General features: G+C 56.2%; 20 protein-coding genes, 2 tRNA genes and 3 rRNA genes. 6 read left to right on the forward strand and 19 right to left on the reverse strand.

Annotated features, from left to right (window positions below; translation table 11 throughout):
- The first annotated feature begins 2 nt into the window (after positions 1 to 2).
- The gene (locus AC6I1V_RS05825; RefSeq protein WP_486854030.1) at positions 3 to 779 is read left to right on the forward strand and encodes an RNA methyltransferase; all 777 of its coding nucleotides are present in this window, start codon (positions 3 to 5) and stop codon (positions 777 to 779) included.
- A 530-nt stretch (positions 780 to 1,309) separates the two neighbouring features.
- On the opposite strand, the gene AC6I1V_RS05830 is transcribed toward AC6I1V_RS05825, so the two are convergent.
- On the reverse strand, positions 1,310 to 1,462 hold the full coding sequence (locus AC6I1V_RS05830; protein ID WP_486854912.1) for a hypothetical protein: 153 nt from the start codon (positions 1,460 to 1,462) through the stop codon (positions 1,310 to 1,312).
- A gap of 236 nt (positions 1,463 to 1,698) precedes the next feature.
- On the opposite strand from AC6I1V_RS05830, the gene AC6I1V_RS05835 reads away from it, so the two are divergent.
- A complete protein-coding gene (locus tag AC6I1V_RS05835) occupies positions 1,699 to 2,373 on the forward strand; it encodes a 16S rRNA (guanine(527)-N(7))-methyltransferase RsmG (RefSeq protein WP_486854913.1) in 675 nt (224 codons plus the stop codon).
- A gap of 745 nt (positions 2,374 to 3,118) precedes the next feature.
- Positions 3,119 to 3,361, forward strand: coding sequence for a phage regulatory CII family protein (locus AC6I1V_RS05840; RefSeq protein ID WP_302553808.1), 243 nt, complete (start codon positions 3,119 to 3,121; stop codon positions 3,359 to 3,361).
- A gap of 601 nt (positions 3,362 to 3,962) precedes the next feature.
- Here the strand turns inward: AC6I1V_RS05840 and rarD are convergent.
- The 11 genes from rarD to AC6I1V_RS05895 all read right to left on the reverse strand — a co-directional run bounded on the left by rarD (position 3,963) and on the right by AC6I1V_RS05895 (position 16,192).
- The gene (gene rarD / locus AC6I1V_RS05845) at positions 3,963 to 4,871 is read right to left on the reverse strand and encodes an EamA family transporter RarD (RefSeq protein WP_337430760.1); all 909 of its coding nucleotides are present in this window, start codon (positions 4,869 to 4,871) and stop codon (positions 3,963 to 3,965) included.
- Positions 4,872 to 4,944: 73 nt separating this feature from the next.
- Complete coding sequence (locus AC6I1V_RS05850) at positions 4,945 to 5,499, reverse strand: hypothetical protein (RefSeq protein WP_302553813.1); 555 nt, start codon at positions 5,497 to 5,499, stop codon at positions 4,945 to 4,947.
- Between the two features lie 74 nt (positions 5,500 to 5,573).
- Positions 5,574 to 6,035 carry an outer membrane lipoprotein gene (locus AC6I1V_RS05855; RefSeq protein WP_302553814.1) on the reverse strand — a complete coding sequence of 154 codons (462 nt, stop codon included), beginning with the start codon at positions 6,033 to 6,035 and terminating at the stop codon, positions 5,574 to 5,576.
- 942 nt (positions 6,036 to 6,977) lie between these two features.
- Positions 6,978 to 7,092: ribosomal RNA gene (gene rrf / locus AC6I1V_RS05860) — 5S ribosomal RNA — on the reverse strand.
- 53 nt (positions 7,093 to 7,145) lie between these two features.
- Positions 7,146 to 10,075 (reverse strand): 23S ribosomal RNA (locus tag AC6I1V_RS05865).
- A gap of 157 nt (positions 10,076 to 10,232) precedes the next feature.
- A tRNA-Ala gene (locus tag AC6I1V_RS05870) sits at positions 10,233 to 10,308 on the reverse strand.
- Between the two features lie 6 nt (positions 10,309 to 10,314).
- Positions 10,315 to 10,391 (reverse strand) — tRNA-Ile (locus AC6I1V_RS05875).
- 79 nt (positions 10,392 to 10,470) lie between these two features.
- Positions 10,471 to 12,021 (reverse strand): 16S ribosomal RNA (locus AC6I1V_RS05880).
- Together the 16S, 23S and 5S rRNA genes with 2 tRNA genes alongside form the textbook arrangement of a ribosomal RNA operon.
- 617 nt (positions 12,022 to 12,638) lie before the next feature.
- Entirely contained in the window at positions 12,639 to 13,511 is an 873-nt protein-coding gene (locus tag AC6I1V_RS05885; RefSeq protein ID WP_497736930.1) for an AMIN domain-containing protein, read from the reverse strand.
- 234 nt (positions 13,512 to 13,745) lie between these two features.
- Complete coding sequence (locus AC6I1V_RS05890; protein ID WP_302553565.1) at positions 13,746 to 14,705, reverse strand: TerC family protein; 960 nt, start codon at positions 14,703 to 14,705, stop codon at positions 13,746 to 13,748.
- 764 nt (positions 14,706 to 15,469) lie between these two features.
- The gene (locus AC6I1V_RS05895) at positions 15,470 to 16,192 is read right to left on the reverse strand and encodes a septal ring lytic transglycosylase RlpA family protein (protein ID WP_486853827.1); all 723 of its coding nucleotides are present in this window, start codon (positions 16,190 to 16,192) and stop codon (positions 15,470 to 15,472) included.
- 1,199 nt (positions 16,193 to 17,391) lie between these two features.
- On the opposite strand from AC6I1V_RS05895, the gene AC6I1V_RS05900 reads away from it, so the two are divergent.
- The 3 genes from AC6I1V_RS05900 (at position 17,392) to AC6I1V_RS05910 (ending at position 20,500) form a co-directional block, all read left to right on the forward strand.
- On the forward strand, positions 17,392 to 18,189 hold the full coding sequence (locus AC6I1V_RS05900; RefSeq protein ID WP_486853826.1) for a M23 family metallopeptidase: 798 nt from the start codon (positions 17,392 to 17,394) through the stop codon (positions 18,187 to 18,189).
- A 398-nt stretch (positions 18,190 to 18,587) separates the two neighbouring features.
- On the forward strand, positions 18,588 to 19,748 hold the full coding sequence (locus AC6I1V_RS05905; protein ID WP_486853825.1) for a polysaccharide deacetylase family protein: 1,161 nt from the start codon (positions 18,588 to 18,590) through the stop codon (positions 19,746 to 19,748).
- Between the two features lie 71 nt (positions 19,749 to 19,819).
- The gene (locus tag AC6I1V_RS05910) at positions 19,820 to 20,500 is read left to right on the forward strand and encodes a DUF3298 and DUF4163 domain-containing protein (RefSeq protein WP_308772053.1); all 681 of its coding nucleotides are present in this window, start codon (positions 19,820 to 19,822) and stop codon (positions 20,498 to 20,500) included.
- On the opposite strand, the gene mnmM is transcribed toward AC6I1V_RS05910, so the two are convergent.
- The 7 genes from mnmM to AC6I1V_RS05945 all read right to left on the reverse strand — a co-directional run bounded on the left by mnmM (position 20,404) and on the right by AC6I1V_RS05945 (position 24,215).
- Complete coding sequence (mnmM, locus tag AC6I1V_RS05915) at positions 20,404 to 21,132, reverse strand: tRNA 5-(aminomethyl)-2-thiouridylate-methyltransferase MnmM (RefSeq protein WP_486853824.1); 729 nt, start codon at positions 21,130 to 21,132, stop codon at positions 20,404 to 20,406. The two genes, AC6I1V_RS05910 and mnmM, sit on opposite strands and share 97 nt — an antisense overlap.
- On the reverse strand, positions 21,125 to 21,571 hold the full coding sequence (locus AC6I1V_RS05920; protein WP_486853823.1) for a hypothetical protein: 447 nt from the start codon (positions 21,569 to 21,571) through the stop codon (positions 21,125 to 21,127). Before AC6I1V_RS05920 ends, mnmM begins: the two co-directional genes overlap by 8 nt.
- Before the next feature lie 270 nt (positions 21,572 to 21,841).
- On the reverse strand, positions 21,842 to 22,072 hold the full coding sequence (locus AC6I1V_RS05925; protein ID WP_370791654.1) for a hypothetical protein: 231 nt from the start codon (positions 22,070 to 22,072) through the stop codon (positions 21,842 to 21,844).
- Positions 22,073 to 22,162: 90 nt separating this feature from the next.
- A complete protein-coding gene (locus tag AC6I1V_RS05930; RefSeq protein WP_483968228.1) occupies positions 22,163 to 22,408 on the reverse strand; it encodes a hypothetical protein in 246 nt (81 codons plus the stop codon).
- Positions 22,405 to 22,947, reverse strand: coding sequence for a hypothetical protein (locus tag AC6I1V_RS05935; protein WP_497736931.1), 543 nt, complete (start codon positions 22,945 to 22,947; stop codon positions 22,405 to 22,407). Before AC6I1V_RS05935 ends, AC6I1V_RS05930 begins: the two co-directional genes overlap by 4 nt.
- Before the next feature lie 4 nt (positions 22,948 to 22,951).
- Positions 22,952 to 23,434, reverse strand: coding sequence for a hypothetical protein (locus AC6I1V_RS05940; protein ID WP_483975734.1), 483 nt, complete (start codon positions 23,432 to 23,434; stop codon positions 22,952 to 22,954).
- A 10-nt stretch (positions 23,435 to 23,444) separates the two neighbouring features.
- On the reverse strand, positions 23,445 to 24,215 hold the full coding sequence (locus tag AC6I1V_RS05945) for a hypothetical protein (protein WP_497736932.1): 771 nt from the start codon (positions 24,213 to 24,215) through the stop codon (positions 23,445 to 23,447).
- Between the last annotated feature and the right edge of the window lie 112 nt (positions 24,216 to 24,327).

Below are 24,327 nucleotides of genomic sequence, written 5' to 3' on the forward strand. Positions count from 1 at the left end.
ATATGCTCGTGCAAGCTTCACAGGATGCCCTGCGGCATCTGGAAATCATTATGGTGGGAACCAAGTTCCCGGAAAACATCGGCATGGCGGCCCGCGCCTGCGCCAACACGGGCTGCGGGCACCTGACGCTCGTCAGCCCCGTATGGTGGGATAAGGAAAAAGCCCGGCCTCTGGCCACAGCCAAGGGCGAGCCCCTGCTCGACGCCATTGAGGTCAAACCGGCGCTCGGCGAGGCGCTCGCCCCCAACGTCCTGACCTTCGGCACCACGGCCCGCACGGGCGGATGGCGGCGCGGCCTGCTGACGCCGGAACAGGCCGCCGGGGAAATCGCGCCCCTGCTCCACGAAGGCAACCGGGTCGCCATCGTGTTCGGCTGTGAGGATCGCGGCCTGAGCAATGCCGACATCGAACAGTGCCAGCGCCTCGTGACCATCCCCACCGCTGGAGAGGCTTCTTCGCTCAATCTGGCGCAGGCCATCCTCATCCTTACCTACGAATGCATGAAGGCCGTCAGCCGCGTAGACCCGCAGCCGCCGCTTGGAAACGATCCCGGCCAGCAGTCGCGCCGCATCACGCACGAGGAACAGGCCCTGCTCTACGCCCGGCTCAAGGAAACGCTCCTCGCCATAGATTATCTCAAAAGCGACAACCCCGACTACTTCCTGATGCCCCTGCGCCGCTTCCTCGGCAAGTCCGGCCTGAGGCGGCACGAAATGGATATGCTCATGGGCATCTGCCGCCAGGTGGACAATCTGCGGAAGACAAGCGGGAAAGGATGAACGGCAACGCCTCCGGCGGCAGGGTGCTCCCCCTCCCGCCGGAAGCAGTCCCGATTTTAAGCATGGCGTCGGCGGCGTTCAGAGTATTCCCCGCGTCCTTCGGGGGCAGTGTCTTTCCGGAATGCCCTCGCCGCCGTGCACGGCGGGTATTCCCCGTGTCCTCCGAGGGCAGTCCCCCAGAGGCTGGGATAAAGCCGGAGCACAGCGGTATTCTTTATACCGGGAGTGGCCAACTCCCACACCCGGAGCGTGGATTGCCCGTTGGCATTCTCCGTGTCCACCGGGAGCAATCTCCGGCGACTGCCCGACAGGCTCGCCGGAGTATTCCCCGTACCCGTAGGAGGAATCTTACTGCTGGGCCAGTTCAGTGAACTTGTTGTAGGTATTCCCCGTACCCACAGGGGGAGTCTTACCACCACGTCCGCGTGCTCAAGCACCGGGGGGTATTCCTCGTACCCGCAGGGTGAGTCTTGGCGTATTGCCGGGCAGTATGCGTACACAGCAGTATTCCCCGCACCAGCAAAGGGGAGTCAGGTGCACTTCAGGGCATGGCGGCACTGAAAGAGTATTCCCTGTACCCACCAGGGTAACCGCAGTTCCGCGCCCGGCTCCACGGTCACATACGGGTACTTCCCGTACCCGCAGGGGGCGATCCTCCTTACGGCCTCATCCCAAAATTCCATGTTGGTACTTCCCATACCTGCAAGGGGCAACCTCAAGCAAGCCAAGGCGAAGAACGCACGAAAAGCATTCCCCACGCCCGCCGGGACAGTCCGTCCCTGACGTTCTGCTCACCCTTTCCGAATAGCGCTCCCTGCGTCGGTCGGGGCAGTCAGGCGCGGCAAACTCCCACGCTGTACGAATGCGCGCCTTACGGGTATAACCGCCTCTCATCCCTCTACAGCATCAAGGAGTCGCCATGCGTCCATCATCCGTATCCCCGTATGATCTTCAGGACTGGGCCAAACGCGCCGGTTTCGAGCTTGCCGAAGAGACGTTGCACCCGCTCGCCGGATATCTTGGCCTGCTCATGCAGTGGAACAAGGTCATGAACCTCGTCGGCACCCGGACGGCTGAGGACACCTTTTTCACGCTGGTTGTCGACAGCCTGCACCTTGGGCGTTTTCTGCGCGAAGATGTGAAATGCAGCGCCGCACCGTGCTGCTGGGATCTGGGATCGGGAGCCGGGCTCCCCGGAATCCCCCTGCGCATGATCTGGCAGGAAGGCGATTACTGGATGGTCGAAGCCCGTGAAAAACGCGCCTTGTTCCTGTCCACAGTCCTTGCCCAATACCCCCTGCCCGGAACCCATGTCTTCCGGGGCCGGGCCGAAGCGTTTATGGCAGGGCCTCCAGCACGGACAGCGGATCTTGTCGTCAGCCGGGCGTTTATGCCGTGGCCCGGTGTTCTGGAACTCGTCAAAGGCAGCCTGAACCCCAACGGCGTGGCCGTGCTGCTTTTGCGTGACCGCCTCCAAGAATCTCCAGACTGGGAACAGGCCGCAAAAAAGTGGCGTATTGCCGGGCAGTATGCGTACACAGCGTCCCGCACGCAGCGGTATCTGTATGCCCTGACCGCTCACGGCGCGCTATAGTTCACAAAACAAGACCGCCTGAAAAGGCCTTATCAGCCCATTGATTTTTTTGGCAATCGCCCAAAAGCCCTTTTAATGGGCTTTTTTTATTGGCTCTGTCCTATAAAGATACGTTTATTTCATCTCCGTAGGACAGTGAGAATACAGCCTTTTTTCAGTTTTCCCTTTGGCGGAATCCACGGCTAAGGCATGTTGCCGGTTATTCCTTTGCAACTTCAAGGAAAAAAGCATCATCCATTTTCTAGGACGTGTCGCCAATTAGATATAATCTATTGAAGTTATTTAACTATCTTTCAAGCCACAAAAAGCTTATTTTTTAATAATTTCAAATAATTATATACAAAATAACAACATAACCTAAAACACAGCCTGTTTATTTGGCTCTGTCACATAGCATAGAGTTAGCTTATTTTTGTAATATATTTAAAATATAAACTTTTTCCAAGTTTTCTCGCTGATGGACTCCATAATTGAGGCATTTTATTCGTTATTCCTTTGGAATTGCAAAAAATAAAGCATCAACCGCTTTCCATGGCACAGCCTTTTTCCATGGCACAGCCTTTTTATTTAAGCAGTGATTTTAGCTGGATAACCAACTTGGCTATGCTTACTCCCTTTTTATTGAAGAAAAAGGGGCACAAAAGGCCCCCCCAAAAAAAATCTAATGGCCTTGTCTTCCAATGAGAATCAGGTATAGCTAAGAACAGGTGGTGTTGTTTGAACACGCAACCAAAGGAGAACCCTTATGTCCACCAATCTTATTTCTGCCGTCCATGATATCGTTTTGGAAAGCGGCCTTGGTGCCAAAAACATTGCCGCCGCCGTGGGCAAACCGTATTCCACCCTGCTGCGTGAAGTGAACCCCTTCGACGACGGCGCGAAACTCGGCGCGGAAACCCTCGTCGACATCATGCGGGTCACTGGCAATATCCAACCGCTTGAGCATATAGCCGAACAGTTCGGCTATGAGCTCAAGCGGACCCACTAACCCACCTCCCTATACAATGCCTCCTCAAGCCCAAAGAACCGTCATGAAACACACCACCCTATTGCCCCGCCTGTCGGGGCTTTTTCATATCCTCCCCTTCCAATAAAAAAATCCTCGGCAACACGAGGATTTTTTTATTGATACACGCAAGGATGGAACGCCCATACAGTTTTCCCATATGGCACCTAACGGAACCGCCCCCTTTCGCCCATGCGCCCATACATCCAGCAGTAGAAAAAGGCTGTGTCACAGGAAATAGTTGATGCTTTCTTGAAAGGCTCTGTCATAGTATATGGTTGCTTCATCTCCATAACACGGTAAAAATACAAACTTTTTATCAAGATTTTCCCTTTAGCGGAATCCATAGCCAAGGCATTTTGCCGGTTACTCCTTCGGAACTTCAAGGAAAAAAGCATCAACCATTTTCTAGGACACAGCCTCTTGAAATTTCAAAGGAATAACCAAGAGAATGCCTCAGCAGAATCCGCCAATAAAAAAATTGAAAAATCTGTATTTTCAACATACTGCGAAGATAAAACAACCACACTCTATGGCAGAGCCTAAAAAAGACGAAGCACGGCGCCTCGCCTTTTCCGTCCCCTCAATGCGGCAAGTGCCGCGTCTGCCGCCAGCTTTCAACCGTATACAACAACAAGGCCAACCAGATGAAGACGAACGTCACCAACGTGGTCGGATTCAAGGCTTCCTTAAACAGAAATATGCCGAGGAAGAACGTGCAGGTTGGGGAAATGTATTGCAGCAGGCCAAGCGTCATCAAGCGCATATGCCGGGCGGCATAGGCGAACATGACCAACGGCAAGGATGTGACCGGCCCGGCAAGAAACAACAAAAAGCTCTCCCGAACCGTCGGGCTGCAAAGAAACCCCTCCCCATTCCAGTAGAGATACAGAATCCAGCCGAGCGAAAAGGGCATCAACACGATTGTCTCAATGAACAAACCGGGAAGCGCCTCAACGGAAACCGTTTTTCGGATAAAGCCATACAGTGCAAAAGTGAAAGCCAGCGACAGGGCCAGCCACGGAAACTGATTATGGCCCAAAAAACTCAGCAGGACGCCGGTACAGGCCAACAAAATGGCTATCCCCTGAAGCCGCGACGGTCGTTCACGCAAAAAAAGGAAGCCGAACAGCACGTTCATAAGGGGATTGGTGTAATATCCGAGGCTCGTTTCAAGGATCTGCCCGGTACTGATGGCCCATATGTACAGGAACCAGTTCAAACCCACCACGCAGGAACTGGCGAACATGGTCAGGGCCACGCGGCGGTTGCGGAAAGCACTGACGACCTCCGCCCAGCGCCCTGCCAGCAAAACGACGGGAAGCAAGCTCACAAACGAAAAAACGATGCGGTAACACAGGATTTCAAACGGAGCCACGGCATCCAGCATATGCCAGAAAACGACCAGAAAGCCCCAAATGAGAAAGGCGCAAAAACCCGCCAACAGACCGAGCGAATCGCTCTTTACGGACGGAACGGCAAACAACGGCATACTCCACCTTCACAAAGACAGCCATCCTGCGCAAAACAGGATGGCTGTCCACAATACGGCAAAACGTCCGAGCCTAGCGATTGAACGAACGGGCGAACAGATCCGAAATGGCTTTGCGTCCGTTGGCTTCCATAAACCGGGTCCCCGTGGCGGTGAAATGCGTATGTTCAATGACGGGCTCTTCCACCTTGACCCAAGCGTCGTTCAGCCAGCGATACCAGCCGTCTTGATCCTGATCGAACACAAGGAGGGGCTTGTTGCAGATCTTGGCGAATTCGGCACCCCAGCCCGTACCGCCCTTGACGGTCTGGTCAGGCTGAATATTGCCCACGACCACGACTTCCTGACCGCTGCTGACCTGCCAGCAAATGGACTGAAGAACCTTGCGGAACAGGGGGGCCTTCGTAAATTCCCGCCCCATGAGGCGGGAAACATACGTCAAGCTCACATCTTTCAGGGCCAATTCTTCGGAAGTGAGGACGCGTACGCCGCGCTTCCGTTCGATCTGATGCCCATCAAAGCTGTAATTCACTTCTTCAATGCCCCAAGCCTCGGCCTGCGCGCCGAAAAACTGCTCGGTTCCGGCGGCCCCGCCGCTGAAAAGAACACACTGTTTCGGATCCAGCATGGATGCTCCTTGGTTGTTCGTCATGCCGACGCACGACGGATTATACGATGCCGCAATACGGCGTTCCTGAAAAGCTAACGGGTCACACGCGCCGAGCCGTCACTGCCGCGCAGCACACGGACGCGTTCCCCCGGAGAAAACTGCTGATCGGCGGCCTGAACAATGGACAGTTGCTGCCCGTTTTCCAGTTCAACCGTAATTTCAAGGCCATTCTGCTTGGTCAGCGCCTTCTCGCCGGCATAGCCGCCAGCCGCGCCGAGGGCTGCGCCAGCGATAGTCGCCAGCGTCTTCCCGCGTCCACCACCAACCATATTGCCGAGCACGCCGCCGACGACGCCTCCGCCCACTGTCCCAAGGACGGCGGGCCGATCTTCCTCAAGCGTAACAGGCTGCACGGAAACCACCGTGCCGTACTGTACCGTTTGAGCGCTGCGCACCTGACTGCCGGAATAGGTATTGCCGCTGTAGTTGGTGCAGCCCGCCGAAAGCATGGCGAGCGCGAGCATGCATACGGCTGCATGTTTGATTTTCAGCATAAGAAACCTCCAATCGAAAGTCAGGATGAGAACCCTGCACTTTTCAAACTCCTAGCATAATGAGGGCGCAGGGGCAATTCCCTGATATGAGGTTTCCCCGCCATCGGCACCGGCAACTTTCCAGCTCCACGGACAACTCCCTGATGTATGGCCCCCCCCATGAGATGGAGTGAGAATATAGGGGATGGAAGGCTCCCTTCTTGAATAGCTTCCATCCCCTTTTGCATCCCATTATGCCCTCCAATCATTTACCTTTGTACACATGGTTAAAAAACGCCTCTGAGGAGCGCATCTTTGCTTTCGCAGCGCTTCCTAAAGGCTGTGCAGCAGCAAACGATAGAGCTTTTTGGCCCTGTAAGAATATCAGGTTGTTTTATCTCCGTAATACACTACCACAATACACTACAAGTATAGACTTTTTATCCAGCTTTCTGCCGAAGGACTCCATGGTTGGGGGATTTTGGGTTATTCTATTGGGATTTCAAGAAAGAAAGCATCAACCGTTTCCCATGGCACGGCTTTATGTTGAAGTTTCAGGTGATGGCCAGTAAAAACCTGCGATCGTAGGGTCTGCCAAGCGGGAAAGCAGAGAAAAAACGGTATGCCTGTCATGCGTTAAGGAAGGATACCACGCCCACGGCAGGGGTTTCTTAAAGGCATTGGAACCGGGGGAGCACGGAGGGGGAGAGAGGGGAGGTTACGGGAAGGAGGCTGGGGCCGTTAGAAGGAGAGAGAAGGCCCTGAAGCCGGGGAGGGAAGAACTCCGGGTGGGAGCTGGAAAAAAGCGGGAGGGAAGCCGGGGAGGAGGGAGGGCAAGGCTGAGGAGAAAAACGGGGGAAAGGGGCGGCTTGCCTGATTAGGGATTGCGGAGGGGATGCGGGAGTGCCTGTAAGACAAAAAAACAACGGGCCATCTTCGTAAGACGGCCCGTTGGAAATAAAGTCTTGGCGTTGTTCTACTTTCCCACGTAAGAATGCGCAGTATCATCGACGATGGAGAGCTTAACTGCCGAGTTCGGAATGGGATCGGGTGTACCCTCTCCTCCATGAACACCAAGACAAATCTCTATGTAATATGAATTGATAGGGGTTGGGAAGGGGAAAGTTTTTGATAAATAAGCCGCTCGGGCTATTAGTACTGGTCAGCTGAGCGCGTCGCCGCGCTTACACCTCCAGCCTATCGACCGGGTAGTCTACCCGGGCCCTTCAGCTCTTTCGAGGGGAGAACTTATCTTGAGGCAGGCTTCCCGCTTAGATGCTTTCAGCGGTTATCCCTTCCGCACATAGCTACCCTGCTGTGCCGCTGGCGCGACAACAGGATCACCAGGGGTGCGTCCATCCCGGTCCTCTCGTACTAGGGACAGGCCCTCTCAATTCTCCTTCGCCCACAGAAGATAGGGACCAAACTGTCTCACGACGTTTTAAACCCAGCTCGCGTACCACTTTAAACGGCGAACAGCCGTACCCTTGGGACCTGCTTCAGCCCCAGGATGTGATGAGCCGACATCGAGGTGCCAAACCGCATCGTCGATGTGAACTCTTGGATGCGATCAGCCTGTTATCCCCGGCGTACCTTTTATCCAATGAGCGATGGCCCTTCCATTCGGGACCACCGGATCACTAACGCCAACTTTCGTTCCTGTTCGAGATGTCTCTCTTACAGTCAAGCTCCCTTATGCGTTTGCACTCAGCGCCTGGTTTCCGATCAGGCTGAGGGAACCTTTGCATGCCTCCGTTACACTTTAGGAGGCGACCGCCCCAGTCAAACTACCCGCCAGACACTGTCTTTCTCCGGGATGACCGGAAGAAGTTAGGATCTTAAACATGCAAGGGTGGTATTTCAACGATGGCTCCCCCCATACTGGCGTACAGGGTTCACAGCCTCCCACCTATCCTACACATGCAGGCCCAAAATCCAATGTCAAGCTATAGTAAAGGTGCACAGGGTCTTTCCGTCTTTCTGCGGGTACACGGAATTTTCACCGCGACTGCAATTTCACCGAGTCTCTGGCCGAGACAGTGTGGAGATCGTTACGCCATTCGTGCAGGTCGGAACTTACCCGACAAGGAATTTCGCTACCTTAGGACCGTTATAGTTACGGCCGCCGTTTACTGGGGCTTCAATTCGGAGCTTTGCTTGCGCTGACTCCTCCTTTTAACCTTCCAGCACCGGGCAGGCGTCAGTCCGTATACGTCGTCTTTAGGACTTCGCACAGACCTATGTTTTTAGTAAACAGTCGCCACCACCAATTCACTGCGGCTCTCCGGGGCTTCATATGTTAAACATGTCACCCTAGAGAGCACCCCTTCTTCCGAAGTTACGGGGTTATTTTGCCGAGTTCCTTGGCCAGAGTTCTCTCGAGCGCCTTGGATTGTTCATCCCACCCACCTGAGTTGGTTTGCGGTACGGATTGCTGCGGATATACTTAGGAGCTTTTCTAGGCAGCATAGACTCAACGGCTTCAGGGCTTGCGCCCACGGACTCGCGTCTCAGATTCGTCCGGCGGATTTGCCTACCGGATATTCCTACACGCTTGCACCGGGATATCCAACACCCGGCCCGCCTATCTTCCTGCGTCCCTCCATCGCGCTACGCAACAAGTACAGGAATATTAACCTGTTTTCCATCAGTTACGGCTTTCACCCTCACCTTAGGATCCGACTAACCCTGGGAAGATTACCTTTACCCAGGAAACCTCGGGTTTTCGGCGAATATGTTTTTCACATATTTTATCGTTACTCATGTCAGCATAATCACTTCACTACAGTCCAGCATGCCTTCCGGCACACCTTCAGCCCGTAGCGAACGCTCCCCTACCCAACCTCCAAAGGAGATTGCCAAAGCTTCGGTACCATGCTTAGCCCCGTTACATTTTCGGCGCAGAGCCATTAGACCAGTGAGCTATTACGCTTTCTTTAAACGATGGCTGCTTCTAAGCCAACGTCCTGGCTGTCTGAACGGTTCCACTACCTTCACCACTGAGCATGGATTTGGAGACCTTAGCTGTTGGTCTGGGCTGTTTCCCTTTTGACGACGAACCTTCGCACCCGCCGTCTGACTCCCGGGATACAATTAAGCGGCATTCTGAGTTTGATAGAGTTTGGTAATCTGGTAGGACCCCTAGCTCTGTCAGTGCTTTACCTCCGCTAATCAATTCCCGAGGCTATACCTCAATATATTTCGGGGAGAACCAGCTATCACCGGGTTTGATTGACCTTTCACCCCTATCCACAAGTCATCCGGAACGTTTTCAGCCGTTGACGGTTCGGTCCTCCACAAGGCTTTACCCTTGCTTCAACCTGCTCATGGATAGATCACCCGGTTTCGGGTCTACTCCAACGTACTCATCGGCCTATTAAGCCTCGCTTTCACTGCGGCTACGCTTTCGCTTAACCTCGCACGGTAGAGTAACTCGCTGACTCATTATACAAAAGGCACGCGATCACTGCAAAAAGCAGCTCTCGCAGCTTGTAGGCAACAGGTTTCAGATTCTATTTCACTCCCCTAACAGGGGTTCTTTTCACCTTTCCCTCACGGTACTAGTTCACTATCGGTCGCTGAGGAGTACTTAGCCTTAGAGGATGGTCCCCCTAGATTCCCACGAGGTTCCACGTGCCTCGCAGTACTCAGGTACCGGCTGCGTCCTTTTCGGTTTCGTGTACGGGGCTGTCACCCGCTATGGCGGAGCTTTCCAGCTCGCTTCCCCTGCCTACTCCGGAATCACGTATGCCGGCCCTACAACCCCGAATGGTCGAAACCATCCGGTTTGGGCTCTTCCCATTTCGCTCGCCGCTACTTTGGGAGTCTCGTTTGATTTCTCTTCCTCCGGGTACTGAGATGTTTCACTTCCCCGGGTTGGCTTCTCTGAACCTATGTATTCAGTCCAGGATGATGGGACATGACTCCCATCGGGTTTCCCCATTCAGAAATCACCGGATCATAGGATGTTTAGCTCCTCCCCGATGCTTATCGCAGCTTACCGCGTCTTTCATCGCCTCTCAGCGCCAAGGCATTCACCTGTTGCCCTTGATATCTTATTTCTCAAGAACTTTACTATTCCCTTCCCATTCCCCTATTCAATTGTAAATGAGCAGCAACCGCCGGTGTTTCCGGCCGGTGCGGCCAGGCCATGCCTGGATGACTGCCGCGAACCCTTCGCGCCAATGACCAATCATGGACTGTACGTCAGCAAGCTTGTGGTGGAGGTAGGCGGAATCGAACCGTCGACCCTCTGCGTGCAAAGCAGATGCTCTCCCAGCTGAGCTATACCCCCGATAAGTGGTGGGCCTGGAAAGACTTGAACTTTCGACCTCACGCTTATCAGGCGTGCGCTCTAGCCACCTGAGCTACAGGCCCCTGACGTTAACTTCTCAAAGAGCATGGCATCAAGCCCTTGTTCCTTGCAAGTGAAGAGCGAGTTGGGAATTTTTCCTATAAAGGAGGTGATCCAGCCGCAGGTTCCCCTACGGCTACCTTGTTACGACTTCACCCCAATCATCGGCCCTACCGTAGACGGCTGCTCCTCTTGCGAGTTGGCCCACCGGCTTCGGGTAAAACCGACTTTCGTGGTGTGACGGGCGGTGTGTACAAGGCCCGGGAACGCATTCACCCGAGCATGCTGATCTCGAATTACTAGCGATTCCGACTTCATGGAGTCGAGTTGCAGACTCCAATCCGGACTGGGACGCGTTTTTTGGGATTGGCTCCACCTCACGGTCTCGCTGCCCTTTGTGCGCGCCATTGTAGTACGTGTGTAGCCCCAGGCGTAAGGGCCATGATGACTTGACGTCGTCCCCACCTTCCTCCCCGTTGACCGGGGCGGTCTCTCCAGAGTGCCCAGCTTTACCTGATGGCAACTGAAGATAGGGGTTGCGCTCGTTGCGGGACTTAACCCAACACCTCACGGCACGAGCTGACGACAGCCATGCAGCACCTGTCTTAGGGCTCCCCGAAGGGCACCCCTTCATTTCCGAAGGGTTCCCTAGATGTCAAGCCTGGGTAAGGTTCTTCGCGTTGCATCGAATTAAACCACATACTCCACCGCTTGTGCGGGCCCCCGTCAATTTCTTTGAGTTTCAGCCTTGCGACCGTACTCCCCAGGCGGGGTGCTTATCGCGTTGGCTACGGCACCGAGACATACATCCCAGCACCCAGCACCCATCGTTTACGGCGTGGACTACCAGGGTATCTAATCCTGTTTGCTACCCACGCTTTCGCACCTCAGCGTCAGTTACCGTCCAGGTGGCCGCCTTCGCCACCGGTGTTCCTCCAGATATCTACGGATTTCACTCCTACACCTGGAATTCCGCCACCCTCTCCGGTACTCAAGCCCGACAGTATCAAGGGCAGTTCCACAGTTGGGCTGTGGGATTTCACCCCTGACTTACCGGGCCGCCTACGTGCGCTTTACGCCCAGTGATTCCGATTAACGCTTGCACCCTCCGTATTACCGCGGCTGCTGGCACGGAGTTAGCCGGTGCTTCCTTTGGGGGTACCGTCAAGCCCTCGCATTATTCACACGAGGGGGTTTCTTCCCCCCTGACAGAGGTTTACGATCCGAGAACCTTCATCCCTCACGCGGCGTCGCTGCGTCAGGCTTTCGCCCATTGCGCAATATTCCCCACTGCTGCCTCCCGTAGGAGTCTGGACCGTGTTCCAGTTCCAGTGTGGCCGGTCATCCTCTCAGACCGGCTACCCATCGTCGCCTTGGTGGGCCGTTACCCCGCCAACTAGCTAATGGGACGCGGACTCATCCTTAAGCGATAGCTTGCAAGCAGAGGCCATCTTTCCCCCCAACGATAAAATCGGGAGCGTATTCGGTATTAGCGACCGTTTCCAGCCGTTATCCCCATCTTAAGGGTAGATTATCCACGCGTTACTCACCCGTGCGCCACTTTACTCATCCCGAAGGACTTTCACGTTCGACTTGCATGTGTTAAGCACGCCGCCAGCGTTCAATCTGAGCCAGAATCAAACTCTCCAGTTGATTGAAAACAACTAGCTTGCTCATATCTCTATGAGCTAAAACTCAAAGTATCTTTTCCCAACTCGCTCTTCACTTGTCAAAGAACCGGAGGCCGTTGCCTCAGCCGCGTCAGTTTCCGTCAGCGGCGAAACGGGAACTTACCCCGCCCGGTCCAGCTTGTCAACAACTTTTTTTTTCAAACCCCGAAGTTTTTTTCGAGGCGCGCCCTGAGGATTTCTCCCCGGCGCAGAAGCAGGAACTTATCCCGACCCCTTCTCGCTGTCAACAACTTTTTTCCGTTTTTTCAAAAAACTTTTTGCCCCGCCGTGCCCGGCCTCCCGGCCCTGCCCGGCTCAACGGGACGCTTTGTCCCGCAGCGGCGAGAACGGGTTATGCACCTCTACGCGACTCCTGTCAACGACTTTTTATTTTTTTCCTGATTTTTTTGACGGGAGGCACCCGTTTCTCCTGTGTTTTCACGCTGGTTAGGGCACAAAAATTTGTTGCTGAGTGAGGCCCTCCTTCCAGAACATTCGGCCTTATCTTCCACAGGCCGCGTTATCGACGGTATGTGGGCAACGAAAAAGCCCCCCGCAAGTCCGGCGGAGGGCTTTCCACGTATTCTGGAATCCGGCAAGTTACTGAATGCGGACTTCCACGGTCGTGTTGTTGATTTTGACGACCTTGGCCGACACCGGGGCGCGGGTCAACTCAAATACAAGGCGGGTGCTCTCTTCATGGTGCCCCATGCGGATGCCCGAAATCCAGAGATCCTTGGGCACACGCGGGAGCTCGATGCCCCAGTTGCCCTGAAGATCCACGACATAGCGGTTGGGCTCCTTGAGGAGGAGCGTCTTGGTCTTGATCGGGGCCGCGCCGCTCATGCGGAAAACCACACTCTTGCCCAGTTCAAGCCGGGTCGCTGTGATCGCGGTCTGCCCCGCCGCCAGCTTCGCGGGGGCCTTGGTGGTCAGCACCACCACGCCCGGCTGCCCTTTTTCCCGTTTCGGTTCGGAAGCCTTCGGCTGCGGCTTCCCGGCGGGCGCTTCCGCCACGGCCTTCTCAGCCTTCTTCTCCTGTTGGGGAGCCTTTTCCTCGGTTGCGGGCTGTTCCGGCTTTTCCATAAACGTATCCGCAGGCGCAATTTCACCCATCGGAACGGGTGCGGGCGTTTCCGCCGCGGGAGCGGGATCGGCTGCGGGAGCCGCCGTTTCAGGCGTATCCTTGCCGGCCGGAGGCGTTTCCTCATCGGGCGGGATCGCGGACATATCAAGCGGGGCCGTACTGCCGCGCAGCGTCCCGTTGTCGAGGGGAACCAGAATTCCGCCCCTGTTTTCCGAACCGCCCAAAGAAGGCAGTTTGGGAAGCGAGGGCATATCCTTGGAAAGGGAGCCCGTCACCATCTGGCCTTCGCTCGGGGGTTCATCCTGAACACGGAATTCCAACGCCGCGAGCACGGCGAGAGAAAGCATAAAAACCCCAATGATAAGCAGGGTTCTTGTACGATTCATGCGTCCAACGCTCCTTATTGAAAACCAAGGCTCCCACCTCCGGGAAACGGCTCCGAGCGTATCGTCCTTCCCCGCGTCAACCTTGGAAAAATCACCGAAAGGCTGTGCCTCCGGCACTATGGAATGGAAACAGGGATACGCTTTTCCACACAAAATGCAATGTCCCCAAAGGGGACCGGAGTATGCCCACGTAAAGGAGCATACCCCGGCCGGCCGCTACCCATCCATGAGAAATTACTTGGCGGGCTTTTCCGGCAGCAGCGAGGCAAGGATGCCTATAGTCAGCAGCCCGATGACCACGCCGAGGCTGATCAGCGGGGAAATATGCACGATGCCCACCACGTCCAAGAGCATCTTCACGCCGATGTAAGCAAGGATGATCACCACGGACTTTTCCAGATGGCGCAGGTAACGCTTTCCGGCGGCAAGCAGGAAATACATGGAGCGCAGGCCGAGGATGGCGAACACGTTGCTGGTATAGACAAGGAAAGGATCGTGCGTGACGGCGATGATGGCCGGAACCGAGTCGAACGCGAACATCACGTCGGACACTTCCACCACAAACAGGCACAGGAACAGCGGCGTGGCCTTCCAGATCAGCTTGCCGGAAGCATCGGGGGCCTTCACGAAGAAATCGTGGCCGCTGAGCTGGTTGTGCACCGGGATGAAGCGCTTGGTGTACCGGACGGCCCAGTGCTCGGAGTAGTCGACGATTTCTTCCTTCTCGCCGCTGTGCATGGACTGCCACATCTTCCAAGCCGTCCAGAGCACGAAGATGCCGAAGCTCGCCAGCGCGTAGGGGCCGAACATCGCCACCAAGGAACTGCCCGCCGCCACGAAGATTAGGCGCAGAACCAGCGCACCGAGGACGCCGTAGTACAGAACCCGGTGCTGGAATGCGTCCTTCACCGCGAACGAACTGAAAATAGCCATGATGACGAACAGGTTGTCCACTGAAAGCGACTTTTCCAGCAGATACCCGGTCAGGAAGAGCTGCACCTGTTCGGAACCGAAGCTGTAGCCGATGTACCCCGCGAAGACGAGCGCGAGGCCCACCCAGATACAGCTCCAGATGGCGGCGTTACGCGCGGAAACGGGCTTGTCCGCCTGATGCGCGTGCAGGTCGCACCACAGGCAGACGATGATGAGGACACAGAAAAGGACGACTTCCGTCACGGAATGTTCAACGACCATCGGAACCTCCGCAGGCGCGCGCCCTCAGGACGGGAAGAAGAGCGGACATCATGTTTTACTCCTTGTTGCGTTTGGTCGCCGGAGAAAACAAAAAGACCCTCCGGCAACATTTGCCGTGAAGGTCTCACTCATCAAGTCGAAGCTTGATGGTAACGCCAGGCTGAAAGCCATGCTGTTGACGTTACCCGGGTCTCAAGAACCCAGCTACTCCCCTTTACGTGGAAAAAAGCATACAGCAGACAAACGCCGTTGTCAACGGCTTCCGCCCCGCGAGGCATTCACGCTTTCAAAGGAATTTGCATTCAACCATATGAACTTAAAATGTTTTTTTAGAAAGCCATCAAAAAGGCGAATGTTTCCGCCCCGCCCCCTTCCGCCATGAGGAACATTCAGGGCATAGGGCTTGCGCGCCAAAACCGGCTGGCCCAGCCGAGCCTTTTATAGGGCGGCGTGAGCCCCGCATATCCTAAGCCCGAAAGGGATGCCATGACCGCGGCTGCGCATTCGACCATCACCACCCGCATCCCCTGAGCACTGAGGGATGCGCCGTAAGTGTTTCCTCGGATGGGCCAAGCTGGGGGCATCCCCTAGGCCGTGTCGTCATGTTACATATAATTATTTGAAATTATTATTTTTATAACTTAAAAACAGCTAAATAATTTCAACAGATTATATCCAATTAACGACACAGCCTAGGCCGGAAGGGAACGCTCGGAAAAACGCGGCGAAAGGGGGAACCGTTCCGCCCCCCTTCCTTTCCGTTTTTAATCCGCAACCACAAAGTTGCCGGGGTACTGCCTGTCCAGTTCATCCGAAAGATCCTCGGCGCGGTTCAGCGAGCTGAACGGCCCGGCCTGCACACGCCAGAGCCCCAGGGAAGGCGCGTAGAACGTCCGCCCGCCGAGGTTCCGGTTTTGCAGGTTCCGCACAAGATTTTGAGCCGAGGCATGATTGCTCAACGCGGCGATCTGGATGTAGAAATTCCCGTTCATATCGCCGGGGGACGCCCCCCCGAAGGCTTCGACCGCCTCCACGCGGACGCGCGCCGTACCCGTGCCGATCATGCCCAATGCCTTGGCGCCCGCATACGAAAGATCGATGATCCGATCCCCGACGAAAGGCCCCCGGTCGTTGACGCGCACCACGATGGATTTGCCGTTCTTCAGATGCGTAACCCGCACTTTGGTACCGAGCGGCAACAGCTTGTGCGCGGCGGTCATCGCATACATATTGTAGCGTTCGCCGTTGGCCGTGGTTTTTCCGTGGAAATCCCTGCCGTACCATGAAGCGATGCCATCTTCCCTATACCCGTCCGCCGACAGGTAGGGCCTGTAGGTTTTTCCCCGCACCGTGTACGTCTTTGTCCCCCGCGTGCCGGCCCCCCCTCCGCCGTAATCCATCAGCCCGCAGCCCGCTAGGGAAAAAGACAAAACGGCAAGGGCGGCGATACGGCAAAAAGAGGCGAAAGTGAAGGATATTGTACGCATAGCACCTCTTGGTTCTTGGGTTTCTTCCCCCTACTCTGCCATAGTTCCGCCCTTTCGCCAAGTTCCGGCCTAACCCCTCTCCTCTTTTGATCCTTCGCCGCGCATACCGGAACCCCTGCGCTTCGGCACCATCGGCAGAACCAGCTTCATTACGCATACCGGGAAAACCAGCCCCACCGCATGGGGGCGTGCTTTCCTGCATCCTTCACCGTGTCTGTTGGGAAAACGCCGTCCCCCTTGGCAGGCACGGGGGATGCGGACGTTTTCCTATGGCTGCGTCATAGAAAACGGTTGATGCTTTATTCCTTGAAACTCCAAAGAAATAACCAATAAAATCCCCCAACCGCGGAGCCCACCAGAGGAAAAAGCAGAGAAAATATATATTTTCAATATATTGCTGAAAGAAAACAGCCATGTACTCTGAGCCTTTCCTCTTGGCCTGCCATACCTGATTGAGATACGTTCCCACCAATTGGCCTATTGGCTTTTTCCGAAGGGAAGCTGTTGGCGCTCCCAACAACGGAAAAATTTGACTGTGTTCAATTTTTTGGCTGTGTTCAATTTTACGGTTGATGATTTTTCAATGAAAATCAATAGATAAAAGCTCGTTCCACGTCTGGTGATGTGGGCCTCTCTCATTTTTTGTTCATTACATGAAATCCAGTTTTGGAGAATTGTTGCGAGACCTCCAAATCATTTCCAAAGAACTCTTCCTTTCCAGTTGGAATCTTGTATCAACCACAAACTTAAACACAGCCAAAAATTTCCCTCAATAGCTACATTGAATTGCATCAAACGGGCACCAATCTTTTGCCACGATAGAGGATTCCATAAAACGCCCCACTCCTGCTGGAAAAGTTCCTATTGACGATAACAAGTTTTTCCCAAAAAAAATTTTTTCAGCGCACGGCTTCCGACAGGCCGTTCTTATCCTCCATGATCATTGAAAAATCATACGACGATAAATATGTACAGTTTTTTAAACCGGATAGACAAAAAAGGGCTCGCTTAGGCGCTATCATGGCGTAACAGCTTCTTTTTATGGCCGATTGGCCGAGCTGCCCGCAAAAAAATCCATCGGCTCGACAGCTTTTGTCCGGGATGCTACTGTCCCTCCTTCTTTCCGCAATGACATCACGGCCGGGGCGAGTTTCCCCCACTTCCCTATGGATGCGGCCTCGTAAATTAAGGAACCTTTCATGACGCTCAAACCTTCATCTTTGCCTTCCGGCGCGGCAAAAAGGCTTATTCTTTTCTCCTCCGCCCTTTGCCTCCTTCTCCTCACAGCCTGCGCCCCACAGCAGTCCGGCTTGCGGCACCACCAGTATTCCATCGTCCGCTACCATGACTCACTGACCAATCTGCATGAATACCGCCCCCCGGCGCGTGAAACGCTTTCCTACACGGCCCGCCGTGAATTCCAGACCACCAGCGTCAGCCCAAACGGTTCCAACGCCCGCTTCACTCCCATCCCTGATGAGGAATTCGACGACGGCGACATCGAAGCCACGCCGGAAATGCTCAAGGAACCCTCGCTCTACCCGGCCCTTTCGCTCATCCGGCCCGTCAAGGAAACCATCCGGGTCACCTCGTCCTTCGGCCCCCGCAAACATCCCATCAAACGCAGGCGCCTCATGCATGCGGGCGTGGACATCGCCGGAAAACGCGGGGAAAAAGTCGTCGCTTCCGCGCCCGGCACCATCGTGTACAGCGGGCGCAAGGGCTCCTATGGCCTGACCATCGACATCGACGCCGGGAAAGGCGTTATCCTGCGCTATGCGCACTTGGACAAGCTCGGCGTCCGGGAAGGGCAAAAAGTCAAACAAGGCCAATACATCGGCAACCTCGGCAGGACTGGGAGGGTTACGGCCCCACACCTGCACTTTGAAGTGCGGCTCCACGACAAGCCGATCAACCCGATGCAGTTCCTCTCCCCCGAACACCAATGGGCGTCCAATACGGGAACCAAACAGCGCAAAACCAGCGGCAGCCTCTAGCTTTCGCCTTTCAGGGGCGGTTCCGGGAAAGGGGCCGCCCCTTTTCCATAGCTGTGCCATAAAAATGGCTGGCGCTTTTTCCTTGAAATTCCAAAGGAATAACCAATACAATGCATCAACTATGGATTCCGCCGATGGGAAAGCTGGAGAAAAAGGCTGCCTTTTCACCGCACCGTGGAGATGCCCCCCACATGCCATACCAGAGCCTTTCCGTATCAGGGCATGGTTGAAACCTTGCGCGCTTCATCATAAAAAAGCGGTACGCACGGGTATTGAAGGCACCTCCCGGCATACGCTTTCCGCATCATCCCCCCCAGAAAGGGGAAGCGCGGGGCGGCCCCTTCCCCTGCAAGCGGAAACGGTTCTTCAAGTTTCCTCCAAACATTCAAGGATGCCCCATGAGCGCATACAGCCTTCCTGTACTCATGTACCATTACGTCAGCCGTTTTCCGGGGGCCATCGCCGTCAGCCCGGAACATTTTGAAGACCAGTGCCGGGGCATGGCCGAACACGGCTGGCGCGGGATCGGCCTTGATGAGGCGGAGGCCTTTCTGCTGGAAGGCGCGCCCCTGCCGCCGCGCTCCCTGCTGATCACCTTTGACGACGGGTATCTGGACAACTACGTCTACGCATGGCCCATCCTGCGGAAATACGGGCACAAAGGCGTCGTCTTTGCCGTCACCGACCGGATGGAGGCTAAAAAAAAACGCTGTCCGACCCTTGCCGACGTCTGGGACGGTTTGCCCCCGTCCAGCCTCCCCCCTGTGGATGCGCCCATGCTCGACACCCCTTTCGGCTATCAGGTACGCCGCGACTTGTTCTTTTCTTGGGAAGAGGCCCGGCACATGGAGTCCAGCGGCGTCATGGCCGTAGCCGCACATTCCGCCCGCCACCTCGCCGTCTTCGCCGGCCCGGAATGGGGCCCGGTGAACCGCCACGACAGGCACCGGAAGCCCGCCTCCTCACTGGAAGCCGCCGGACAGCGCTTCCACGTCCCCGGAACGCGGACGAACACGTTCAACGCGGTCGATTTCCCTGAAGTCTGGGGCCTGCCCCGCTTCAAGGAACGCCCCTTCCTGTACAGCCGGGCTTTTATCCCTTCCCCCGATCTGGTCGCCGCCGTGCGGCGCCTCGTGCCGCAGGAACCGGCAACGGCCCGTGCGTTCTTCCAATCGGCGGAAAACGTAGCCGCACTGGAAACGCTTGTGGCGGGATTTTCCCCGGATCGGCTGGGTTCGCTGGAAAGCGAAGCGGCCCGCCGCAGCCGCATACGCGAAGAGCTGGGCACCTGCGCGGAAACGCTCCGCCGGGAGCTGGGGCATCCTGTGCGCTCGCTGTGCTGGCCGTGGGGAAGCGGTTCCGAGGTGGCGCTGGAAGAGGGGCGGGAAGCCGGGTTTTCCGTCTTCTTCACCACACGCATGGGAGCCAACCCGCCCGCCGCGCCCAAAGCCGTGCATCGCTTCAAGGTGCGCGACGCGGGGTGGAGCTGGCTCAGGCTCAGGCTGGAAATCTATTCGAGGCCGTGGCTGGCCCGGCTGTACGCGGCGTGCCGGATCTGACCTCTAACCTCTGGACAAAACGGCTTCCGGATGTCATGTCTGCCGCAAAATCACTCGGAGCAGGATCTCCCATGTCATACTTCGTCCGTTTCCTTCTGCTGTGCTGTGCTGTCGCGCTGGCGATCCCCACGTCTGCCAGCGCCCTGAATGAGCGCGACGCCGTGGTTTCCCGGCAGACCGGCAAGATTCAGATTCGGGTACATTACCCGATAACCGGCAATGCCCGCGTGGATGCCGATGTGGCCGACTGGGCACAGCAAGCGGTGGACACGTTCCAGAATACCTATGGCGAAGAACCGGATCTGGGCGTGCCCTATGAGCTCGAAACGACCTACGGCACGACCCGCCCCACGCCGTCCGTCCTTTCGATCATCTGGAAGACCGCCAGCTATACCGGCGGCGCGCACGGCAATCTTGAAATCACCACGACGACCTATGATATGAAGAGCGGCACGCTCATTGATTTGTATGACGTCTTTGAAAATCTGGATACGGCGCTCGACGTCATGAGCGGCTACTGCACCAAGGCCCTGACCAAATCCCTCGGCGACATGTACAACGACGACATGCTCAGCAGCGGCACCGCCCCCGAAGCCGAAAACTTCTCCAGCTTTGCGCTCACGCCGGAAGGCATACGCATCTTCTTCCAGCCCTATCAGGTGGCTCCGTGGGCCGCAGGGCCGCAGGTCGTGGACATCCCCCTCGACGCACTCGCCGACGCCGGGCCGCACCTTTCGCTCTGGGGCAAATAAAGCCGCTCCGCCAGAACCAGCCATTCCCTGTTCCGCGCCTTGTTGTGCTGCGACAGGGCCGTAACCCGCCACTTTTCCCAAGGCAGGGCTTCGCTCCACGCAAGGACGACCCTGCCTTCTTCCATGCCTCCGGCATGCCCCGTGTACACATGCACGGACAAAAGCCCGCCCGGAGACAACAGCCGCGCCGCCGCATCAAGCGCCTCCAGCGTCGTTTCCGCCTGGGTGACGATCCGTTTGTCGCTCCCCGGCAAAAACCCCAGATTGAACGACACGGCGGAAACGCCTTCCGTCAGCACGGCACCGGGGAACAGCCCCCGCAGGGCCTCTTCCATATGTTCATGTCCGCCAAGCACAAGATCCGCACGGGACAGCAGCCCCTCCCCTTCCAGACGGGTGCGGACGGCGTCCAGCGCGGCCCGCTGGACGTCGAAAGCCACGACGCGCCCGCCCTCTCCCGCCAGACGCGCCAGAAAAGCGGTGTCGTAGCCGTTCCCCGCCGTGGCGTCCACCAAAAGCGGAAAGACGGGGACACCGCCCCCGCCTTTCTCATGGGCGGCGCAAACCGCCCGCCCGATGGCCTGATGTGCGAAATCCGTCAGCGACGGGACGCTCAAAGGCGGCTTACGCATCGCCGCCCCTGGGGGCTTGCTGCAATTCGGCATGGAACAATGCACACCACTGATCGAAATTCTTCGGCTCCTGATCCAGCGTTTCCACATTGTCGTTGAGCCACTGGTGGAAGCGCCCCACCATATTCTGAAATTCATTGTGCTCCAACACGGCGAGGCCCTGTTCCCCAAGCGAGGATCGCGCATAGCCGAGGACGGCGGAACAGGCCATGTCCGCATCAACGATGGTCCCGTTGAGCTGGGCGATCAACCCCTTGTATTCAGGATAATCCTCCACCAGTTCGCTGACCGTTTCCTCAGGGATCTGGATGCAGAAATCCCCTTCCTCGTCTTCCTCAATCCAAGAAAAACGAAGCCATTGTTCAAAAATAACGGCGTTGAGCAGAGTGGACATCGCCCCTTTCATTTCATCGGAAAGGGCTGAAGATGGCGTATTCATGAAAACTCCTTAGAGGGAAATATCCTTTACTATGGTCACCCAAGGCCCCAAGGTCAAGGCCCCGCCGGAATCCGGCGGGCGTTTTCTTTTTCCGCGAAAAAGCACATACATAATTTATTCCAATAAGTAACGAACATCCTGCACCAAACAGCTTGGTGCAGACGGCAAAAAGCGTCTTCCCAACGCCTCAAAAAAGCGAGCATCGGTATGCTGTGTGAATGCGAAAAACCCCCTCTCGGTTCGCGCCGGGAGGGGGATTTTTTTGTGTCTTCAATCCGACTTTTTCGCCACGAATCGGATCTCATCCCGGTGCTCTGGCAACCACCTGCATTTGTGCAGGCACCACCACGGCGTGATGATGAACCGTCCATCTGCTTTCGCTTTCCTGTCGGGATGAGCCCCCGACACGGCACAGTCCAGAGAACATAGCATCAGGGCTTGGACGCGCTCACCGTGTGGGCAACGCAAGTTTTCCTCTTCTTCGGGCATGGGTAGTGGCATGGCCTTCCTCCTTTTTTCGCAGTGGAGTCTATCCGTGCCCCAAAAACATGGCAACAAAAAAGGCCGGGAATCGAAATCCCCGGCCTGTATTCATTTGATGTATCCCACTTTACGCTCCCGCTGTTCCTCATAGGCGTAGGCTATAGCTATAAGCTGGCCAGCCATTTTTTCGAAGAACTCGGGAGGGGGCATACGTCTTTTCAGCTTGTACTGCATGAAGTATCCCGATCCTTCCCCGATGATCTTTTGCATAAGGTCGGCGGCGTACTCTTCGCGCTCTGAGGTATCGTCAGCAATGCGCGTCACACGCTCAATGACTGTTTCCCTCGCACTCATAGTTCGTCACCTCCCTCTTGCCGTTGAGACTGTGTCCGGGGCTGAGGGGATGGAGGGCCGGGAACTCCCGCTTCCTGCTTCTGTTCTTCTTCCTGCGGGCCGGGGGCCGCGAAGATCGACGAAACCCAATTTTCGCGTTCAACCTTTGGTTCCGCGTTGTACCCAAACAGGCAATTGACGAACGCTTGCTCGGGATCGTTTTGCATGTGCAGCGGAGTCAGGGCGTAGCAAATGCAATCACCGGGGCGTAAAAGTTCAATCGGGATCCTGTTCTTTGACAGCCGGAAGAACCGATAGAGCCGGGCGGGAACAGCCGACCCGGGCCGGGCGGGCTGTTCCATTAAAACCCATGTGAGCATCTGTTTGCCAACGTTAGGGACAGTGACTTCCCGGCTGTTGGCGGAAACGGCGCGCATGGTTGCCGTGTTCGGCTCCATCGCATACCGGGGATCGGCGTCTGCGGGCAGCGCAGGGATGTAGATCAGATCGTACTTGAACATACCCTCGGAGAACGAAACAGGGAGCGGAAGCTTTGACATGGTTTTATTCCTCTTCTTCCATGAGTTCCACATGGGCGCAGACCAGAGCCGCCGCAAGGTGAATCAGTTCCTTGTCGATGGCGCGGGGGCTGCGATGTCCTTCCTTCACTTCATGGATTGCCCGCTTGAGTTCGTCGTACTCCATCTTGATGATAGGGATAATCCGATCATCTTCAAGATAGCGATACCACGTCTGCGGGGGGTTCTGGAGCTTTTCCTTGATCTTTTCACACGTCTCATGGACGAGTTGGGGATCAAAGTCGTCTCCTCCGGAAGAGGAAGAGAACAAACCATGCTCCATCTTTTCATGACGCCCGCCGCCGAGCATCATGAACGTGCCGTCAGAGCGGCGGCGACGGCGACCGCCACGCCGCATTTCCGGCTCCATGTAATCGTCGCGGTTGCGCAGGCCGTCATCACGTCCGCCCCTGTCGGTTCGTCCGCTTCTGTCGCCATCACGCCCGCCGTACTGCATGAGCATCCTCATAGCTCACCTCCTAGGCGGTTGCCGTGGTGGTGGGGCGGAGGGACTCGATACGAGCGGAAAGCTGTGCAACCGCCCCCTGAAGCATGGCGCTGGTTGCAGCCGTGGACTTCAGAGCGGCGTTTTCGGCCTTGAGATCGCAGACCTTCGTCTGGAGGTTCTCGTAGGCGTAGTGGTCGATAAGCTGGCGTGTGGCCGAGCCTTCCGCCATGATCGTAGCGCGGGTATTGCAGCAGCAGTTGTCAATCGCGCTGGTGATCGCGTTGGTGGACTGGCAGGACTGGAGCGCGGCATCCTTGGAGCCGACCAGAACGGCGGTGTTCAGGCCGTTGAAGCCCTGACACAAGGATTGCTGAATCCCCATATCGCCAGTCATGATCGAAGTGTTCAGGCCAGCGAAGCCCTGTGTGGTGGCGTTCATCAGGCTGGCGGTGTTGGCATTGTCAGCCGCGACGACGCCGCTAAAACCCTGACACATGGCCATGTTGGTGGTGTTCTGGCCCTGCAGGGACTGGAGGCCAAGCGTGCCCACAGCCGAGGAAATGCCGCTCAGGGCGTCCAGTTCCGCAGTGGAGCCGCCGCCGGGGTTCCCGGCAATGACCACGGAGGGGGCACCGCCACCGCAGCACCCGCCGCCGTTGCCGCCCCGACCGCCGCCGTAAGCGCCACCGCCCCAGCCGTTGCCGAACCAAGAGCCGAACAGCGCACCAGCAAACGCGCCGACAGCATCACCCCATCCGCCGTTGTTGTCCCCGCCGAGGGGGATGGTAGGAGTCAGATCCATAAAAAAGACCTCCAAAGTTTTTGGCCCGCGATATGCGGGTTCCTTGGAGGTCAGTTTCCTATGGAAGTTCTGAAAAGCTGATAGGTTAAGAGGAAAAATACGGGACAATGGG

It is taken from the genome of Bilophila sp. T19-St14 (assembly GCF_059728385.1).

Bases quoted from the DNA above. Each gene is read 5' to 3' on its own strand.
- AC6I1V_RS05825 (WP_486854030.1), top strand. From the start codon at position 3: ATGCTCGTGCAAGCTTCACAGGATGCCCTGCGGCATCTGGAAATCATT.
- AC6I1V_RS05830 (WP_486854912.1), bottom strand. From the start codon at position 1,462: ATGGAATTTTGGGATGAGGCCGTAAGGAGGATCGCCCCCTGCGGGTAC.
- AC6I1V_RS05835 (WP_486854913.1), top strand. From the start codon at position 1,699: ATGCGTCCATCATCCGTATCCCCGTATGATCTTCAGGACTGGGCCAAA.
- AC6I1V_RS05840 (WP_302553808.1), top strand. From the start codon at position 3,119: ATGTCCACCAATCTTATTTCTGCCGTCCATGATATCGTTTTGGAAAGC.
- rarD (WP_337430760.1), bottom strand. From the start codon at position 4,871: ATGCCGTTGTTTGCCGTTCCGTCCGTAAAGAGCGATTCGCTCGGTCTG.
- AC6I1V_RS05850 (WP_302553813.1), bottom strand. From the start codon at position 5,499: ATGCTGGATCCGAAACAGTGTGTTCTTTTCAGCGGCGGGGCCGCCGGA.
- AC6I1V_RS05855 (WP_302553814.1), bottom strand. From the start codon at position 6,035: ATGCTGAAAATCAAACATGCAGCCGTATGCATGCTCGCGCTCGCCATG.
- AC6I1V_RS05885 (WP_497736930.1), bottom strand. From the start codon at position 13,511: ATGAATCGTACAAGAACCCTGCTTATCATTGGGGTTTTTATGCTTTCT.
- AC6I1V_RS05890 (WP_302553565.1), bottom strand. From the start codon at position 14,705: ATGGTCGTTGAACATTCCGTGACGGAAGTCGTCCTTTTCTGTGTCCTC.
- AC6I1V_RS05895 (WP_486853827.1), bottom strand. From the start codon at position 16,192: ATGCGTACAATATCCTTCACTTTCGCCTCTTTTTGCCGTATCGCCGCC.
- AC6I1V_RS05900 (WP_486853826.1), top strand. From the start codon at position 17,392: ATGACGCTCAAACCTTCATCTTTGCCTTCCGGCGCGGCAAAAAGGCTT.
- AC6I1V_RS05905 (WP_486853825.1), top strand. From the start codon at position 18,588: ATGAGCGCATACAGCCTTCCTGTACTCATGTACCATTACGTCAGCCGT.
- AC6I1V_RS05910 (WP_308772053.1), top strand. From the start codon at position 19,820: ATGTCATACTTCGTCCGTTTCCTTCTGCTGTGCTGTGCTGTCGCGCTG.
- mnmM (WP_486853824.1), bottom strand. From the start codon at position 21,132: ATGCGTAAGCCGCCTTTGAGCGTCCCGTCGCTGACGGATTTCGCACAT.
- AC6I1V_RS05920 (WP_486853823.1), bottom strand. From the start codon at position 21,571: ATGAATACGCCATCTTCAGCCCTTTCCGATGAAATGAAAGGGGCGATG.
- AC6I1V_RS05925 (WP_370791654.1), bottom strand. From the start codon at position 22,072: ATGCCACTACCCATGCCCGAAGAAGAGGAAAACTTGCGTTGCCCACAC.
- AC6I1V_RS05930 (WP_483968228.1), bottom strand. From the start codon at position 22,408: ATGAGTGCGAGGGAAACAGTCATTGAGCGTGTGACGCGCATTGCTGAC.
- AC6I1V_RS05935 (WP_497736931.1), bottom strand. From the start codon at position 22,947: ATGTCAAAGCTTCCGCTCCCTGTTTCGTTCTCCGAGGGTATGTTCAAG.
- AC6I1V_RS05940 (WP_483975734.1), bottom strand. From the start codon at position 23,434: ATGAGGATGCTCATGCAGTACGGCGGGCGTGATGGCGACAGAAGCGGA.
- AC6I1V_RS05945 (WP_497736932.1), bottom strand. From the start codon at position 24,215: ATGGATCTGACTCCTACCATCCCCCTCGGCGGGGACAACAACGGCGGA.